Raw genomic sequence first — 13,812 nt, 5'->3', positions numbered from 1 at the left:
GCTGTTCCGGGGCGTTGTCAGTGGTGGGGCGTAATGTTCTGGGCAGTGGGGGACGGCTGCCGGGCCTGGCCGGGCGGTCTGCCGTGCTCCGCCTGGGGACGCTGAGCGAGCACAAGCGGGGGAGCCCATGAGTACGACCGATGCCGGTTCCGCGGTGATCACCCTGACCGAGTCCGAGCTGGACCCGTGGGTGACGCACGCGTCGACGCGGCACTGGCTGACCGGCCCCGGACTGCCTTCCGCGAACGCCGTGCTGAGCTTCGCGGAGCTGAGCCGGGAGGGCCTGCGCACGGTCGCGGACTCGACGGGCGATCCGTCGGACCGGCTGTCGGCGGAGCTGCGTGAGCAGCTGGTGATAGGCGGACTGCTGGGCCCCGGAGGCCTGGAGACGGAGTCGGTCCTGCTGGACGGTGCGACGGGCGAGATCTCGACGACGTCGTTCCTGCACGACCGCCCCGACCTGATGGACCGCCGCCCCCTGGCCCCCTCACTGCGCACCCTGGTCCGCTTCGCCGAGGCCACGGACGAACTGGCGGGCCTACGAGGCCAGTTCGCCTCCTACGCCGGCCGCTACGGCCCGAAGGCGGTGGCGCAGGCCTCCCAGCACCTCCTCGCGGTCTTCCGCGACGGCACGGACGGCGAACCGGCCCCCTTCTGGAAGATGGCGGCCCTCATCCGCCCCCTCTCCCTGGTCGCGGGCCGCGGCGGCGCCTCCGGCCTCTCCCTCGACCTCCCGCACCGCCTGCTGGACCAGGAGTTCGGCCCCGGCAAGGTGGCCCGCTTCGAGGACGTCGACTACCCCGCGACCCTCACCCACGAGCCGACCCGCCGCTTCCTCCGCGAGGTCGGCCTGCCCGAGGACGCCCACGTCTTCTCCCTGGACACGGACGTGCCGCTGGCGACGCTGGCCGAGTACTACGCGGACGCTGACGTCCCGACGCAACTCCCTTCCCGTGCCCACCACTTGATACGCCTCGGCTGCCTGGTCGACGACAACAGCCTGGTCGTCGACGGCGAGACGGGCGCGGTCCTGAACTGGAACGAGCCCGAAGCGACCCTGCACCCCCTGAACACGGACGTCTCGACCCTCGCCTTCACCCTCTGGCTCCTGCACCGCGAACGCGCCATCGACTCCCAGTCGGACCACGAGCTGACGACCGACACGTACGACCAGCTGGCCATGACGATGCTCCAGGTCCTCTCGGCGGTCGACCCCACGGGGGTCATGGCGGGGAGGTCGGGCCGGCATTACTGGACGGACGTTTTCCGGGACGAGGCGGGCGGGGTGCTGTAGGGGGTGGGGTCACGGGCTGGAGGTTGGTCCAGCCGACCCAGCCCCGCTGCTTCAGCAGCTCGATGAACCGGCGGGCGGACGGCACGGTGTCGAACACGAACGCGTCCATCAACTCGGCAAACTCCGGCTCAATGCCGCCGCCCGGGTCGCCGACGTACTCCTCGCCCCGCTCCTCGGCCAGCTTCGTGACGTAGACGGCCACCCGGTCGGCCAGTTCGGCCAGCCGCGGATCGTCGTCGCCCCACCCGAGAGCCGCACTCAGGGCCAAGTAGAAGTCGACGAACTCCGGATCGGCGATCTGCTCCCGCTTGCGCGCGATCCACTCCGGCACCCGCTCGGGAGAGCGCGCGACCAGCGGGATCCAGCCGTCGCGCTCGGCCCGGACGATCCGCTCGTCGACGCCGAGCGCCCGCAGCCGGTCGAGGAACCCGACCACCTCAGGAGGCAGGGCCAGACTGTCTCCCGAGGCGAGGCGGGCGATTCGCGCACGGTGCAGCTGCCGCACCCGGATCTCCGTTTCCAGCCGCCTGTCGATGTCCGCGACGGCCGCGCCGAACTCCTCGGCACCGGCTTGGAGCAACTCCCGCACCCGCGCCAGCGGAACTCCGGCCTCGGCGAGAGTCCGGATCCTGATCAGCTCCACCACGGCCCCGGCGTCGTACCGCCGATAGCCGGATCGATCCCGCTCGGGCTCCGGCAGCAGTCCCTTGGCGTGATAGTGCCGCACGGTGCGCACGGTCACGTCGGCGTACGAGGCGAGCTCACCGATGGTCAGCATGGATCCAGTCTTCTCCGGATGATCGCGGCGATGTCACAGGCATGCGTGAAGACCAGTCCATGGTCGGCATCGATCCAATGTGCGGAGATGTGCGGCTGCTCGTGTATGAGCCGCTCGACACCGTCACGCCAGAGTTGGTTGTGCCGAGGGGCACGCCCTTCGGTGCTGTTGCCTGCGATCGTGGTGGACATGACCACCTGTACGGGCAAGTCGATCCTCTGATACCGGTCGAGTATCCCGGACCGGACCGCATCCATCTCCAGGCCCAGGTCCAGGATGTCCCTGGCGGTGAGAGACCCCTCACCCGCCGCCTCAGCCTCTGCCACGGCACGGAACTCCGCGAGGTCGATGTCGGCGAGGAACGGCTCGGGCAGCGGATTCGCACCATCGATGAGCACAAGCCCGGCGATGGTGTCAGGGCACTCGGCCGCGTAGTGCACCGCCAGATCGGCGCCGAGGGAGTACCCCACGAGGACGGGCGCCGACGGCAGTTCGAGTTCTCCCATCACGGCATGGAGGTCACCCAGAAACGCGTCGAAGGAGTACCGCCCTGCGGCGGAGGAGAGGCCGTGCCCCCGGAGATCGAAGGTCACGACATCATGGTCGCGCCGCAGCAGATCGATCAGCTCATACAGGTCGGCCTGTGTGCAGTTCAGCCCCGGGCACAGAACCAGGGGTCTCCCCCGGCCACCGCGGGACACCGCGATGGTGACGCCGTCGTGCTGAACGGTGAGGTGCCGCGTGGTGCTGTCGCTTGTGGCAGTCATGCGGATCAGGGTGGGGGGGTGCCCGTGCGTCAGGGTCAACCGCGTTGATCGTCCTGGCAGATCTCAGAAGGGCACGCCCGCGCGCTTGGCGAGCTTGGTCAGCCGGGGATTGCTGCGACGGTGCAGTGAGGTCAGTACGCGCATCAGCTCTTGGCTCGTCGGGTGCACCCGGGCCATCTCGGGTGCGACCTCCCACGCCTCCTCAAGGGACGCCAGCGCGGAGTCCCGGTCACAGAGAGCGAGGAGTGTGCGGAAGCACTGGAGGCAGCGGGCGAATGCTACGACCGGCGTGACTTCATCCGCGTCGCCTCGTCCGCCACCTTGGCGAAGCGGACGTCGACGTCGAGCGGCCGAGCGTCGACTGACTGCTCCCGTTGCGCCCTGATTGCGCCCTACCCCGGCCCTCAACACCCCCCGATGCTCGATTCATGGGGGACACATCTGAGCCGAGCATCATCCCGTTACCCGACCCCGACGGACACCGGCAGGCGCCGCCGGGCGTGCCGCAGCCGTGGGAGAAGACCGACCGGGCCCAGGCCGCGATGGAAGGCGCCACAGGGCCCGAGCCGCCCGCCCCGCCCGTCTGCCCCAACTGCGGGCTGGTCGGTGATCGGCGGGTCACCTACTACGGCTGGCACGTCCTCCTCGAACCGGACATGCCGGTCCCGGCACACATGGTGCCCGCCTGGCACCGCTGGTTCGTGGATTCCAACGGAACGGCCTGGAACAGCCGCGCGGACGAGCCCACGCCCGGTGCCGTATGCCGCGTGCCGCACCGGATCGCCTGTCCCGGTCTGAGACTCGAGGAGATCGGCCTCTGGCGCTGGCTGGACGCCGTACGCACGGAGAACGCGCGCCGGGCATGGCGCAAGGCCGACGAGGAGGCCGCCCAGGAGCCGCTTCCGGACGCCGGGTGATGCTGGGGAGGCCGTGGCGGGATTCGAACCCGCGTAACTCCCCGCGAGCGGAGCTCGCTGATGGATGCAGCGCAGGCGAGCCCCTGAACCACTCGGGCACACGGCCGTGTTCCAACTCGGTGTCCTGTGACCGCAGGCCGGTGGGAAAGCGGTGCTCAAGGGCATCTGATGTGCCGCAACGGGACTGCCATACGGCGTTCACAGAGGGGGTGTCGGGCCGAGGTCGTACGACCAAGGTCGGGGTGGTCGGCCGTCTTGCGACAGGGGTCAACAGGCCCGGCGGACCTTACGCTGGCGGGCATGACCCTCCCCAAGCCGAGTGACCCAGAGGTCGTAGACGCCGCCACCGCCGCCCCCTCGGTCGCCGAGGTGGAGGAGTCCGTGCTGGGGCGGGCCTACCGGGCGTTGAGCGTCGGGATCGTCTCCGTCGTGCTGCTCATCGCCTTCGAGGCGACGGCCGTGGGGACGGCGATGCCGGTCGCGGCGCGGGAGCTGGACGGGGTGTCGCTCTACGCGTTCGCGTTCTCCGGGTACTTCACGACCAGTCTGTTCGGGATGGTGCTCGCCGGGCAGTGGTCCGACCGGCGTGGGCCGCTCGGGCCGTTGGCCGTGGGGATCTCCTCCTTCGGGGCCGGGCTGCTGCTGTCGGGGACGGCCGGGGTGATGTGGCTGTTCATCCTGGGGCGGGCCGTGCAGGGGTTCGGTGGCGGGCTGGTGATCGTCGCGCTGTACGTGGTGGTCGGGCGGGCCTATCCGGAGCGGCTGCGGCCGGCGATCATGGCGGCGTTCGCGGCGAGCTGGGTCGTACCGTCGATCGTCGGCCCGCTCGCCGCCGGCACGGTGACGGAACAACTGGGCTGGCGCTGGGTGTTCGTCGGGATTCCGCTGCTCGTCGTCTTCCCGCTGGCGCTCGCGCTGCCGCAGATACGGCGCCGGGCTGCCGGGCCCGTCGGGGAGGAGGGGTCGAAGTCCTTCGACCGTCGGCGTATCCGTCTCGCCCTCGCCATCTCCCTCGGCGCGGGGCTGCTCCAGTACGCCGCCCAGGACCTGCGCCTCCTCTCGCTCCTGCCCGGCGCCGTGGGCGTGGCCCTGCTGGTGCCCGCCGTGCTCGGGCTGTTGCCGAGGGGCACCTACCGGGCCGCCCGCGGACTGCCCTCCGTCGTGCTGCTGCGCGGTGTCGCCGCGGGGTCCTTCATCGCCGCGGAGTCCTTCGTGCCGCTGATGCTGGTGACCCAGCGCGGGCTCAGCCCGACACTGGCCGGATTCTCGCTCGCCGCGGGCGGCGGGACCTGGGCGCTGGGCTCGTGGGTGCAGTCGCGGTCGCGGTTCGAGACGTACCGGGAGCGGTTGACGACCGTAGGGATGCTGCTGGTGGCGGCGGCCATCGCCACGGCGCCGAGTGTGCTGATCGACTCCGTGCCCGTCTGGACCCTGGCCGTCGCCTGGGCCTTCGGCTGCCTCGGCATGGGGCTCGTCATCTCCTCCACGAGCGTGCTCCTACTCCGGCTCTCCGCCCCGTCGGAAGCGGGCTCCAACTCCGCCGCCCTGCAGATATCCGACGGCCTCTCCAACGTCGTCCTTTTGTCCGCCGGGGGAGCCGCATTCGCCGCGCTGGGCGGTGGCACGGTGACGCACACGGCCGCGCATGCCTCCGGTTCCCATCCGGCCGCCTTCGCCGCCGTGTTCCTGCCGATGGCGGCGGTGGCGCTCGTGGGGGCGTGGGTGACGACCCGCTTGCGGGAGCTGTGACGTGGATCCCACCCGTGGGTGGTCCGGGGTTGTCCGGGCATTGACGGGGGTGGGCCGCCGGTAGGGTGGCCCGGTTGTCATACGTAGCCGAGCCGTTTGGCTCGCTCGGACGAGCCGCCCGACCCCTTACGGAGACCGTGACTACCACCGCCGGCACCAGCACTGCCTCGCACCACCTCTCCCCGGCGTTCCCCGGCCGCGCCCCCTGGGGTACCGCCAGCAAGCTGCGCGCCTGGCAGCAGGGCGCGATGGAGAAGTACATCCAGGAGCAGCCGCGGGACTTCCTGGCGGTCGCCACCCCCGGCGCCGGCAAGACGACCTTCGCGTTGACGCTGGCCTCCTGGATGCTGCACCACCACGTCGTCCAGCAGGTCACCGTGGTCGCGCCCACCGAGCACCTCAAGAAGCAGTGGGCGGAGGCGGCCGCGCGGATCGGCATCAAGCTGGACCCCGAGTACAGCGCGGGGCCGCTCGGCAAGGAGTACCACGGCGTCGCCGTGACGTACGCCGGTGTCGGTGTGCGGCCGATGCTGCACCGCAACCGGGTCGAGCAGCGCAAGACCCTCGTCATTCTTGACGAGATCCACCACGCCGGTGACAGCAAGTCCTGGGGTGAGGCCTGCCTGGAGGCCTTCGAGCCCGCCACGCGACGGCTCGCCCTGACGGGTACGCCCTTCCGGTCCGACACCAACCCCATCCCCTTCGTCACGTACGAGGAGGGCAACGACGGGATCCGGCGGTCCGCCGCCGACTACACGTACGGCTACGGCAACGCCCTCGCCGACAACGTCGTGCGGCCGGTCATCTTCCTCTCCTACAGCGGCAACATGCGCTGGCGCACCAAGGCCGGTGACGAGATCGCGGCGCGGCTGGGCGAGCCGATGACCAAGGACGCCATCAGCCAGGCCTGGCGTACCGCCCTCGATCCGCGCGGCGAGTGGATGCCCTCCGTGCTGCGCGCCGCCGACCAGCGGCTGACCGAGGTGCGCAAGGCCATCCCGGACGCGGGTGCTCTCGTCATCGCCGCGGACCAGGACTCCGCGCGCGCCTACGCCAAGCTGATCCGCGAGATCACCGGCAGCAAGGCGACCCTCGTGCTGTCCGACGACACCGGCGCGTCCAAGAACATCGACGAGTTCAGCGCCAGTAACGACCGGTGGATGGTCGCGGTGCGGATGGTGTCCGAGGGCGTCGACGTGCCGCGGCTCGCGGTCGGCGTGTACGCCACCACCATCTCGACGCCCCTCTTCTTCGCCCAGGCAGTCGGCCGTTTCGTACGGTCCCGGCGGCGCGGCGAGACGGCCTCCGTGTTCCTGCCGACCGTGCCCGACCTGCTCTCCTTCGCCAACGAGATGGAGCGCGAGCGCGACCACGTCCTCGACAAGCCCAAGAAGCAGGGCGAGGAAGACCCGTACGCCGAGTCCGAGAAGGAGATGGACGAGGCCAACAGGGAGCAGGACGAGGACACCGGCGAGCAGGAGCAGTTCTCCTTCGAGGCGCTGGAGTCCGAGGCCGTCTTCGACCGGGTCATGTACAACGGCGCCGAGTTCGGCATGCAGGCCCACCCGGGCAGCGAGGAGGAGCAGGACTACCTCGGGATCCCGGGTCTCCTGGAGCCCGACCAGGTCCAGCTGCTGCTCCAGAAGCGGCAGGCCCGGCAGATCGCGCACAGCCGCAAGAAGCCGGACGAGGAGGCGGACCTGCTCGAAATGCCCGCCGAGCGGCGGCCGGTGGTCTCCCACAAGGAGATGATGGAGCTGCGACGGCAGCTCAACGGGCTGGTCGGCGCGTACGTCCACCAGAGCGGCAAGCCGCACGGGGTGATCCACACCGAGCTGCGGCGCGTGTGCGGGGGGCCTCCGGCGGCGGAGGCGACGGCGGGGCAGCTGCGGCAGCGGATCGCCAAGGTGCAGGAGTGGGCGACCCGGATGAAGTGAGGCCGGGTGCGACCGCGGGACGGGTCCCGAGTTGTACGTACTCGTTGTACGTACTCGGGCAAACAGAGTCAGGTGCCCCTGGAACGTGCCCGGATTCTGGACGGAGCCTTCCGCTCAGCGAACCCTCCCCGCTACTGTCCGGCTACGCACACGCCCCGTGGCAGCGCCGCCGCGGAGCGCAGCCGTGAAGCGACGCGGTCCGGACAGGCCGGGCCGCCGGCCGATCGGCGGCCTCTGAAGCGCGTCGCCGACGGGACTCGGTGACGCACCAGCCGCCAGAGGGCCGCCGACCTCACCACTAAGGAGTGGGCGTCGTGACCGCGGAGACCTCCCAGACGCTCGACCGGGGACTGCGTGTCCTCAAGCTGCTCGCCGACACGGATCACGGGCTGACCGTGACCGAGCTCTCCGTCCGGCTGGGCGTGAACCGGACCGTGGTGTACCGGTTGCTCGCCACCCTGGAACAGCACGCCCTCATACGCCGTGACCTGGGCGGACGTGCCCGCGTCGGGCTCGGCGTGCTGGGGCTGGGGCGCCAGGTCCATCCACTCGTACGGGAGGCCGCGATGCCGGCGCTGCGGTCGCTGGCCGAGGACATCGGCGCCACGGCCCACCTGACCCTGGTCGACGGGGCGGACGCGCTCGCCGTGGCCGTGGTGGAGCCGACCTGGACCGACTACCACGTCGCCTACCGGGCCGGATTCCGGCACGCCCTGGACCGGGGCGCGGCCGGCAAAGCGATCCTCGCGGCCCGGCAGCGCCCCATGGCGGACCCGGGCTACATCCTCACGCACGGGGAGCTGGAGGCGGGCGCCTGCGGGGCGGCGGCGCCGCTGCTGGGCGTGACGGGCGTCGAGGGCAGTGTGGGTGTGGTCATGCTGGCGGACGTGGTGCCCGAGCGGGTGGGGGAGCGGGTCGTCGAGGCGGCGCGGGAGGTCGCCGAGGCGTTGCGCTGACCTCCGCCCTGTCCCGGGGCTGGGTCCGGACGACCTGGTCCGGACCGGGTTCCGCCCCCGCGTTAGATTGATTCCGTGTTCTCTCGCCTCACGCGCCCCCGGGCCATCGCCGTCTGTGCCCTGCCCGTCGCCGCCCTGTTCGCCACGGCGGTGTTCGCGCCGCTGCCGTTCTCGGTGGCGCAGCCGGGGATGACGGCGAACGTGCTGGGGGAGAACAAGGGCGCCGAGGTGATCACCATCTCCGGCGCTCCGGCCCGGGACACCCGAGGGCAATTGCGCATGACGACCATCGAGGCGACCTCCCCGGACACCCGGGTCTCGCTGCCCGACGTCATCGACGGCTGGTTCCGCACCGACCAGGCGGTCATGCCGCGTGACGCCGTCTATCCGAACGGGGACAGCGTCAAGGAGATCGAGCGGCACAACGAGAAGCAGATGAAGGAGTCCCAGGACGCGGCGACGCAGGCCGCGCTGGGCTACCTCGGCCTCGACGCCAAGGACGTCGAGGTGAGCCTGAAGCTGGCCGACGTGGGCGGCCCCAGTGCGGGGCTGCTCTTCTCCCTGGGGATCATCGACAAGCTCGACGGCGACGGCAGCGGCGGGGACCTCACGGGCGGCCGGGTCATCGCCGGTACGGGCACGATCGCCGCGGACGGCACGATCGGTGCGGTGGGGGGTGTCGCCCTCAAGACGCAGGCGGCGAAGCGCGACGGCGCGACGGTGTTCCTCGTCCCGAAGGCGGAGTGCGGGGATGCGCGTGCGGAGCTGCCGAAGGGTCTTCGGCTGATTCCGGTGACCACGCTGAAGAGCACGGTGAGTTCTCTGGTGGCCCTGGAGACGGGGAAGGGGTCCGTGCCCAGCTGTTAATGCGCCGTGGCGGGGCCCGGCGTTCGGGTGGCGAGCCGCAGCCCGACCTCTACGAGGGTCCAGCCGAGGCGGGTGCGGAGGTGGCGGCTCTGCCTGGCTCTGACGGGCCGCGGGGCCCTGGCCTCGGCTCGGAGTTCGGCGGCGCGGGCGTGGTGCAGGGCGAGGTGGATGTCGGGATGCATCTCAGTCCGTCCTGATCGGGAAGGCGTGCGTGTGGAAGCGGACCTGCTCGGCGGCCGGGGTGTCTTCGGCGGCCTCGTGATCGCGGTAGGACTCGACCAGGGCGTGCATCTTCTCGACGAGTTCCCGTGTCAGCTCGGGCGGCAGACGCAGCGTGAAGCTGCTCATGTCCCCGACGTCGCGCCACTCGTCAGGCCATGAGTCACGGTTGCCCACCCAGGTCGACAGATCCCTGGTCTGGGTGGTCGCGACCTCGTGGAGGTACAGGTCGGCCGCCCCGCGTACCACTGGGTCCGAGTCCTTGAGCAGATCGCTGTCGAAGCGCAGTCCCCGGTGGACCGCCCGCCACCAGCGCTCACGCCCCTTGCCCCGCTCTGGGGCGTCCTCGACGAAGCCGTACTCCGCGAGCTGGCGCAGGTGGTAGCTGGTGGCGCCGCTGGACTCGCCCAGCCTCTCGGCCAGCTGTGAGGCCGTGGCCGGGCCGCCGAAGCGCAGGGCGTCCAGCAATTGCATGCGCAGGGGGTGTGCCAGTCCGCGCAGGGATCGGGCGTCGAGTTGCCTTACGGAGATCTTCTCGGTCTCGCTCACGATGCAAAGCTATCCTTGCAAAGGAACCTATGCAAGGGATTCTTTGCAATGGATTCTTTGTAACTCCGCTTGATCACCCTTCCTTGACGAACCCCTCCTCCACCATCCAGTCCAACGCCACCTGATGCGGATCCTCCCCGTCCACATCCACCTTCGCGTTCAGATCCTGAGCCACCGTGTTGTTCAGCCTCGCCGTCACCGGGTTCAGGACCTCCGCGATGGCCGGCCACTCCTTCAGCGACTTCGCGTTGATCATCGGGGCCGCGTTGTAGTTGGGGAAGAACTTCCTGTCGTCGTCCATCACCGCCAGGTTCATGGACTTGATGCGCCCGTCCGTGGTGTACACCTCCCCGTACGGGCAACTCCCCTTCGCCGTCTGGGTGTAGATGATCCCCGTGTCCATCTGCGTGACGTTCCGCGCCGGCACGTTCATCCCGTATGCCTGCTGCATGCCCGGCAGCCCGTCCGCCCGGTTCGCGAACTCCACCTCCACGCAGAGCTTCACGGCGTCGGGGTCGGACTTCGCCAGCTTCGCCACGTCCGACATCGACTTCGTGCCGTACTTCTTCGCGTTCTCCTGGTTCATCGCCAGCGCGTACGTGTTGTCGAGCTTCGACGGCGGCAGCCAGACGAGCCCGTTCTTCGCGTCCTCCTTCTCCACCGCCTCCCACTGCCGCTGCGGGTCGGTGATCGGCTTGCTGTGCCCGAGGTACGTGATCCAGGCCGTGCCCGTGTACTCGTACCCGGCGTCCGCGTCGCCCTTGCGCACGGCCTCGCGGCTGCCGATGGAGCCCTGGATGCCGGTGCGGTCGATCACCTCGGCACCGGCCGCCTCGAACGCGATGCCCATGATCGAGCCGAGGATGAGCTGCTCCGTGAACGACTTCGACGTCACCGTCAGCTGCGCCCCCTTCAGCGGCTCACCCCGGCCGATCGAGCCCGGCTTCACGTCATCGGTCAGGGGGGAGCCGCTGGTCAGCCCACAGCCGGAGACCGCCATCAGCAGCCCCGTCACCTTCAACCACCCCTGCGTCACCGCAACCCCCGCGGCCGCAGCAACAGCTCCGCGATCGACGCCAGCCAGTCCACCAGCAGCGCCAGCGCGACCGTCAGAATCGACCCCAGCACCAGCACCGGCATCCGCTGGTTGGTGATCCCGGTCGTGATCAGTACGCCGAGGCCGCCGCCCCCGCCGAAGACCGCCAGGGTCGCCGTACCGACGTTCAGGACGAGGGCCGTACGGACCCCCGCGAGGATCAGCGGTACGGCCAGCGGCAGTTCGACCCGGCGCAGCGCGCCCAGCGGGGACATGCCGATGCCGCGCGCCGCCTCCAGCAGGGTCGGGTCGTTCGCCTTCAGGCCGGTGATCGTGTTCGACAGCACGGGCAGGATGGCGTAGATGATCATGCCGATCAGGGCGGCCCGGCGGCCGATGCCCAGCCAGATGACGAGGAGCGCCAGCAGGCCGATCGCCGGGGTCGCCTGGCCCATGTTGGCGAATGCCATCGCCACCGGAGTGGCCCTGCTGAACGCCTTGCGGGTGAGCAGGATGCCCAGCGGGATCGCGATGATCAGTACGAAGAACGTGGAGATCACGGTCAGCTGGATGTGCTGCCACAGGGCCTTGGAGACCTGGCCGCCCGACAGGGCGTTGCGGGTGAGCGCGTCCAGGTCGGCCTGAACGAACCACAGCCAGGTGGCGAGCAGCACGGCCACCAGGGCGGTGGGCAGGACGGTCAGCTTCTGCCGGCTGATGCGCGGGGGGCGGGGAGCCCGCGGTGGCCGGGGCGCCTCGGGCTTCTCCTCGGCCACCGTCTCGGACGGAACGTCCGTCACCTGGGGCGCGGTCACGCCTTCCGCTCCCCGCCGATGCCGCCGTAGCCGCCCACGCCCGTGACGCTTCCGCCGCCCTCCTGCTCCGCGTGCGTCTGCGAGGCCCGCAGCGACTCCAGCTCGTGCTGGTGCTCCAGCGCGTCGAGCCGGTCGGCCTCCAGCAGTTCGTGCACGGAGTTGATGAGGGTCTCCATGTCGACGACGCCCGTGTACTCGCCGCGCCGCCCGGTCACCGCCACCCGCCCCGCGTTGTCGGTGAGCACCGCCTCCAGCGCGTCCCGCAGCGTCGCGTCCCGGGTGACCGTGTCGTGCACCAGCGTCCCGGCCCGGGCCAGCGAGCCCCGGGCCCGCATCAGGTCGCCGCGCCGCAGCCACTTGTAGGGCCGGCCGCGCCGGTCGAGCAGCAGGACCTCGTTGGTGCCGCCGGCCCGCAGCCGGTTGAAGATCTGCTGCAACGGGTCGTCGATCGTGACGGTCGGGTAGTCGGTGACCTCGACGTCCCGTACGCGGGTCAGGTTCAGCCGCTTCAGCGCCGCCCCGGCGCCCACGAACCCGGAGACGAAGTCGTCCGCCGGGTTGGTGAGGATGGCCTCCGGGCTGTCGAACTGCGCGATGTGGGACCGCTCGCGCAGCACGGCGATCCGGTCGCCGATCTTGATCGCCTCGTCGAAGTCGTGGGTGACGAAGACGATCGTCTTGTGCAGCTCGTGCTGGAGGCGGATCAGCTCGTCCTGGAGATGGTCACGGGTGATCGGGTCCACCGCCCCGAACGGCTCGTCCATCAGCAGCACCGGGGGATCGGCGGCGAGGGCCCTCGCCACGCCCACGCGCTGCTGCTGCCCGCCCGAGAGCTGACGCGGGTAGCGGCCGTGGAACTCGCCCGGGTCGAGGCCCACCAGGTCGAGGAGTTCCTCGGTCCGCTCCTTGATCCGGGCCTTCGTCCAGCCGATCATCTTCGGCACCAGGGCGATGTTCTGCGCGACCGTCATGTGCGGGAAGAGACCGGCCGACTGGATCGCGTAGCCGACCTTGCGGCGCAGCTTGACCGGGTCCATGTCGGTGACGTCCTCACCGCCGATGCGGATCCGGCCGCCGGTCGGCTCGATCAACCTGTTGATCATCTTGAGCGTGGTCGACTTCCCGCAGCCCGAGGGGCCGACGAAGACGACGACCTCGCCCGCCTTGATCTCCATGCTCACGTTGTCCACGGCCGGCCGCGCACTGCCGGGGAACCGCTTGGTCAGGCTCTCCAGCTCGATGGCGGCCCCGTGGTCGCCGGACTCACGCACGGATCCCCCTGGGAATGGTCAGCCGTCCGATCAGGACGTACGCGGCGTCGAACAGCAGCGCGAGGATGATGATGCCGAGCGTGCCCGCGAGGACCTGGTTGAGCGCGTTCGCGCTGCCCAGCGAGGCGAGGCCGCGGAAGATGACGTTGCCGAGGCCGGGGCCCGAGGCGTACGCCGCGATGGCCGCGATGCCCATCAGCATCTGGGTGGAGACCCGGATCCCGGTCAGGATCGGCGGCCAGGCCAGCGGCAGCTCGATCCGCAGCAGCCGGGCCGAACGGGACATCCCGATGCCCGTGGCCGCGTCCACCAGCGACGGGTCGACCCCGCGCAGGCCGACGATCGCGTTGCGGACGACCGGCAGCAGCCCGTACAGCGTCAGGGCGATCACCGTGGGCGGCACGCCGAGACCCACGATCGGGATGAGCAGACCGATCAGGGCCAGCGCCGGGACGGTCAGGATGGTGGCGGTGGTCGTGGTCGCCAGGTTCCCGGCCCACTCGCTGCTGTACGTGACGACGCCGATCAGCACCCCGATCAGGGTCGCCACGACCATGCACTGGAAGACGACGCTCGCGTGCTGGTAGGCGTCCGTGAGCAGCTGCTCTTTCCGGTTGCCCAGATACTCCAAGAAGTTCACCCGCGCTCACCCCACGA

14 protein-coding genes and 1 tRNA gene are annotated in these 13,812 nt (G+C 70.4%); 6 read left to right on the top strand and 9 right to left on the bottom strand.

Translation table 11 applies throughout. From position 1 onward, the window contains the following. Positions 1-127 precede the first annotated feature (127 nt). Positions 128-1,294 (top strand): SUKH-4 family immunity protein, encoded by a 1,167-nt coding sequence (locus ACFZBT_RS29125; RefSeq protein WP_391109504.1) that lies wholly within the window; start codon positions 128-130, stop codon positions 1,292-1,294. Here ACFZBT_RS29125 and ACFZBT_RS29120 read toward each other — a convergent pair. Beyond that, positions 1,224-2,072 (bottom strand): MerR family transcriptional regulator, encoded by an 849-nt coding sequence (locus tag ACFZBT_RS29120; protein WP_391109501.1) that lies wholly within the window; start codon positions 2,070-2,072, stop codon positions 1,224-1,226. The two genes, ACFZBT_RS29125 and ACFZBT_RS29120, sit on opposite strands and share 71 nt — an antisense overlap. Continuing rightward, positions 2,066-2,839 carry an alpha/beta fold hydrolase gene (locus tag ACFZBT_RS29115; RefSeq protein WP_391109498.1) on the bottom strand — a complete coding sequence of 258 codons (774 nt, stop codon included), beginning with the start codon at positions 2,837-2,839 and terminating at the stop codon, positions 2,066-2,068. The genes ACFZBT_RS29120 and ACFZBT_RS29115 overlap by 7 nt, the downstream gene beginning before the upstream one ends. Before the next feature lie 428 nt (positions 2,840-3,267). On the opposite strand from ACFZBT_RS29115, the gene ACFZBT_RS29110 reads away from it, so the two are divergent. Beyond that, a complete protein-coding gene (locus tag ACFZBT_RS29110) occupies positions 3,268-3,756 on the top strand; it encodes a DUF6083 domain-containing protein (protein ID WP_391109495.1) in 489 nt (162 codons plus the stop codon). Positions 3,757-3,764: 8 nt separating this feature from the next. Here the strand turns inward: ACFZBT_RS29110 and ACFZBT_RS29105 are convergent. Beyond that, positions 3,765-3,862, bottom strand: a tRNA-OTHER gene (locus ACFZBT_RS29105). Positions 3,863-4,056: 194 nt separating this feature from the next. Between ACFZBT_RS29105 and ACFZBT_RS29100 the strand changes: the two genes are divergently transcribed. The 4 genes from ACFZBT_RS29100 to ACFZBT_RS29085 all read left to right on the top strand — a co-directional run bounded on the left by ACFZBT_RS29100 (position 4,057) and on the right by ACFZBT_RS29085 (position 9,265). Then, positions 4,057-5,505: an MFS transporter gene (locus tag ACFZBT_RS29100; RefSeq protein ID WP_391109492.1), complete on the top strand. Its 1,449-nt coding sequence runs from the start codon at positions 4,057-4,059 to the stop codon at positions 5,503-5,505. Positions 5,506-5,642: 137 nt separating this feature from the next. Then, complete coding sequence (locus ACFZBT_RS29095; protein WP_391109489.1) at positions 5,643-7,442, top strand: DEAD/DEAH box helicase family protein; 1,800 nt, start codon at positions 5,643-5,645, stop codon at positions 7,440-7,442. Positions 7,443-7,756: 314 nt separating this feature from the next. Beyond that, a complete protein-coding gene (locus ACFZBT_RS29090) occupies positions 7,757-8,398 on the top strand; it encodes a helix-turn-helix domain-containing protein (protein WP_391109486.1) in 642 nt (213 codons plus the stop codon). A gap of 75 nt (positions 8,399-8,473) precedes the next feature. After that, the gene (locus ACFZBT_RS29085; protein WP_391109483.1) at positions 8,474-9,265 is read left to right on the top strand and encodes a S16 family serine protease; all 792 of its coding nucleotides are present in this window, start codon (positions 8,474-8,476) and stop codon (positions 9,263-9,265) included. On the opposite strand, the gene ACFZBT_RS29080 is transcribed toward ACFZBT_RS29085, so the two are convergent. The 6 genes from ACFZBT_RS29080 to ACFZBT_RS29055 all read right to left on the bottom strand — a co-directional run bounded on the left by ACFZBT_RS29080 (position 9,262) and on the right by ACFZBT_RS29055 (position 13,795). After that, positions 9,262-9,447, bottom strand: coding sequence for a hypothetical protein (locus tag ACFZBT_RS29080; RefSeq protein ID WP_391109480.1), 186 nt, complete (start codon positions 9,445-9,447; stop codon positions 9,262-9,264). The genes ACFZBT_RS29085 and ACFZBT_RS29080 overlap by 4 nt on opposite strands. Position 9,448: 1 nt before the next feature. Next, positions 9,449-10,036, bottom strand: a complete 588-nt coding sequence (locus ACFZBT_RS29075) for a helix-turn-helix domain-containing protein (RefSeq protein ID WP_391109712.1) — start codon at positions 10,034-10,036, stop codon at positions 9,449-9,451. A gap of 70 nt (positions 10,037-10,106) precedes the next feature. After that, positions 10,107-11,033, bottom strand: coding sequence for a glycine betaine ABC transporter substrate-binding protein (locus ACFZBT_RS29070; RefSeq protein ID WP_391109710.1), 927 nt, complete (start codon positions 11,031-11,033; stop codon positions 10,107-10,109). A 32-nt stretch (positions 11,034-11,065) separates the two neighbouring features. Then, positions 11,066-11,884, bottom strand: coding sequence for an ABC transporter permease subunit (locus ACFZBT_RS29065; protein WP_391109478.1), 819 nt, complete (start codon positions 11,882-11,884; stop codon positions 11,066-11,068). Next, entirely contained in the window at positions 11,881-13,155 is a 1,275-nt protein-coding gene (locus tag ACFZBT_RS29060; protein WP_391109475.1) for a betaine/proline/choline family ABC transporter ATP-binding protein, read from the bottom strand. Before ACFZBT_RS29060 ends, ACFZBT_RS29065 begins: the two co-directional genes overlap by 4 nt. After that, a complete protein-coding gene (locus tag ACFZBT_RS29055) occupies positions 13,148-13,795 on the bottom strand; it encodes an ABC transporter permease subunit (RefSeq protein WP_391109472.1) in 648 nt (215 codons plus the stop codon). The genes ACFZBT_RS29060 and ACFZBT_RS29055 overlap by 8 nt, the downstream gene beginning before the upstream one ends. Between the last annotated feature and the right edge of the window lie 17 nt (positions 13,796-13,812).

Source organism: Streptomyces sp. NPDC008137, from assembly GCF_042957035.1.
In the GTDB taxonomy this organism is placed as follows: domain Bacteria; phylum Actinomycetota; class Actinomycetes; order Streptomycetales; family Streptomycetaceae; genus Streptomyces.
The sequence above is the reverse complement of the archived record's forward strand: the minus strand, read 5'-3'. Positions and strand labels throughout refer to the sequence as shown.

What these genes read in the sequence shown, in the direction of transcription:
- ACFZBT_RS29125 (WP_391109504.1), top strand. Translation starts at nt 128, where the DNA reads ATGAGTACGACCGATGCCGGTTCCGCGGTGATCACCCTGACCGAGTCC.
- ACFZBT_RS29120 (WP_391109501.1), bottom strand. Translation starts at nt 2,072, where the DNA reads ATGCTGACCATCGGTGAGCTCGCCTCGTACGCCGACGTGACCGTGCGC.
- ACFZBT_RS29115 (WP_391109498.1), bottom strand. Translation starts at nt 2,839, where the DNA reads ATGACTGCCACAAGCGACAGCACCACGCGGCACCTCACCGTTCAGCAC.
- ACFZBT_RS29110 (WP_391109495.1), top strand. Translation starts at nt 3,268, where the DNA reads ATGGGGGACACATCTGAGCCGAGCATCATCCCGTTACCCGACCCCGAC.
- ACFZBT_RS29100 (WP_391109492.1), top strand. Translation starts at nt 4,057, where the DNA reads ATGACCCTCCCCAAGCCGAGTGACCCAGAGGTCGTAGACGCCGCCACC.
- ACFZBT_RS29080 (WP_391109480.1), bottom strand. Translation starts at nt 9,447, where the DNA reads ATGCATCCCGACATCCACCTCGCCCTGCACCACGCCCGCGCCGCCGAA.
- ACFZBT_RS29070 (WP_391109710.1), bottom strand. Translation starts at nt 11,033, where the DNA reads ATGGCGGTCTCCGGCTGTGGGCTGACCAGCGGCTCCCCCCTGACCGAT.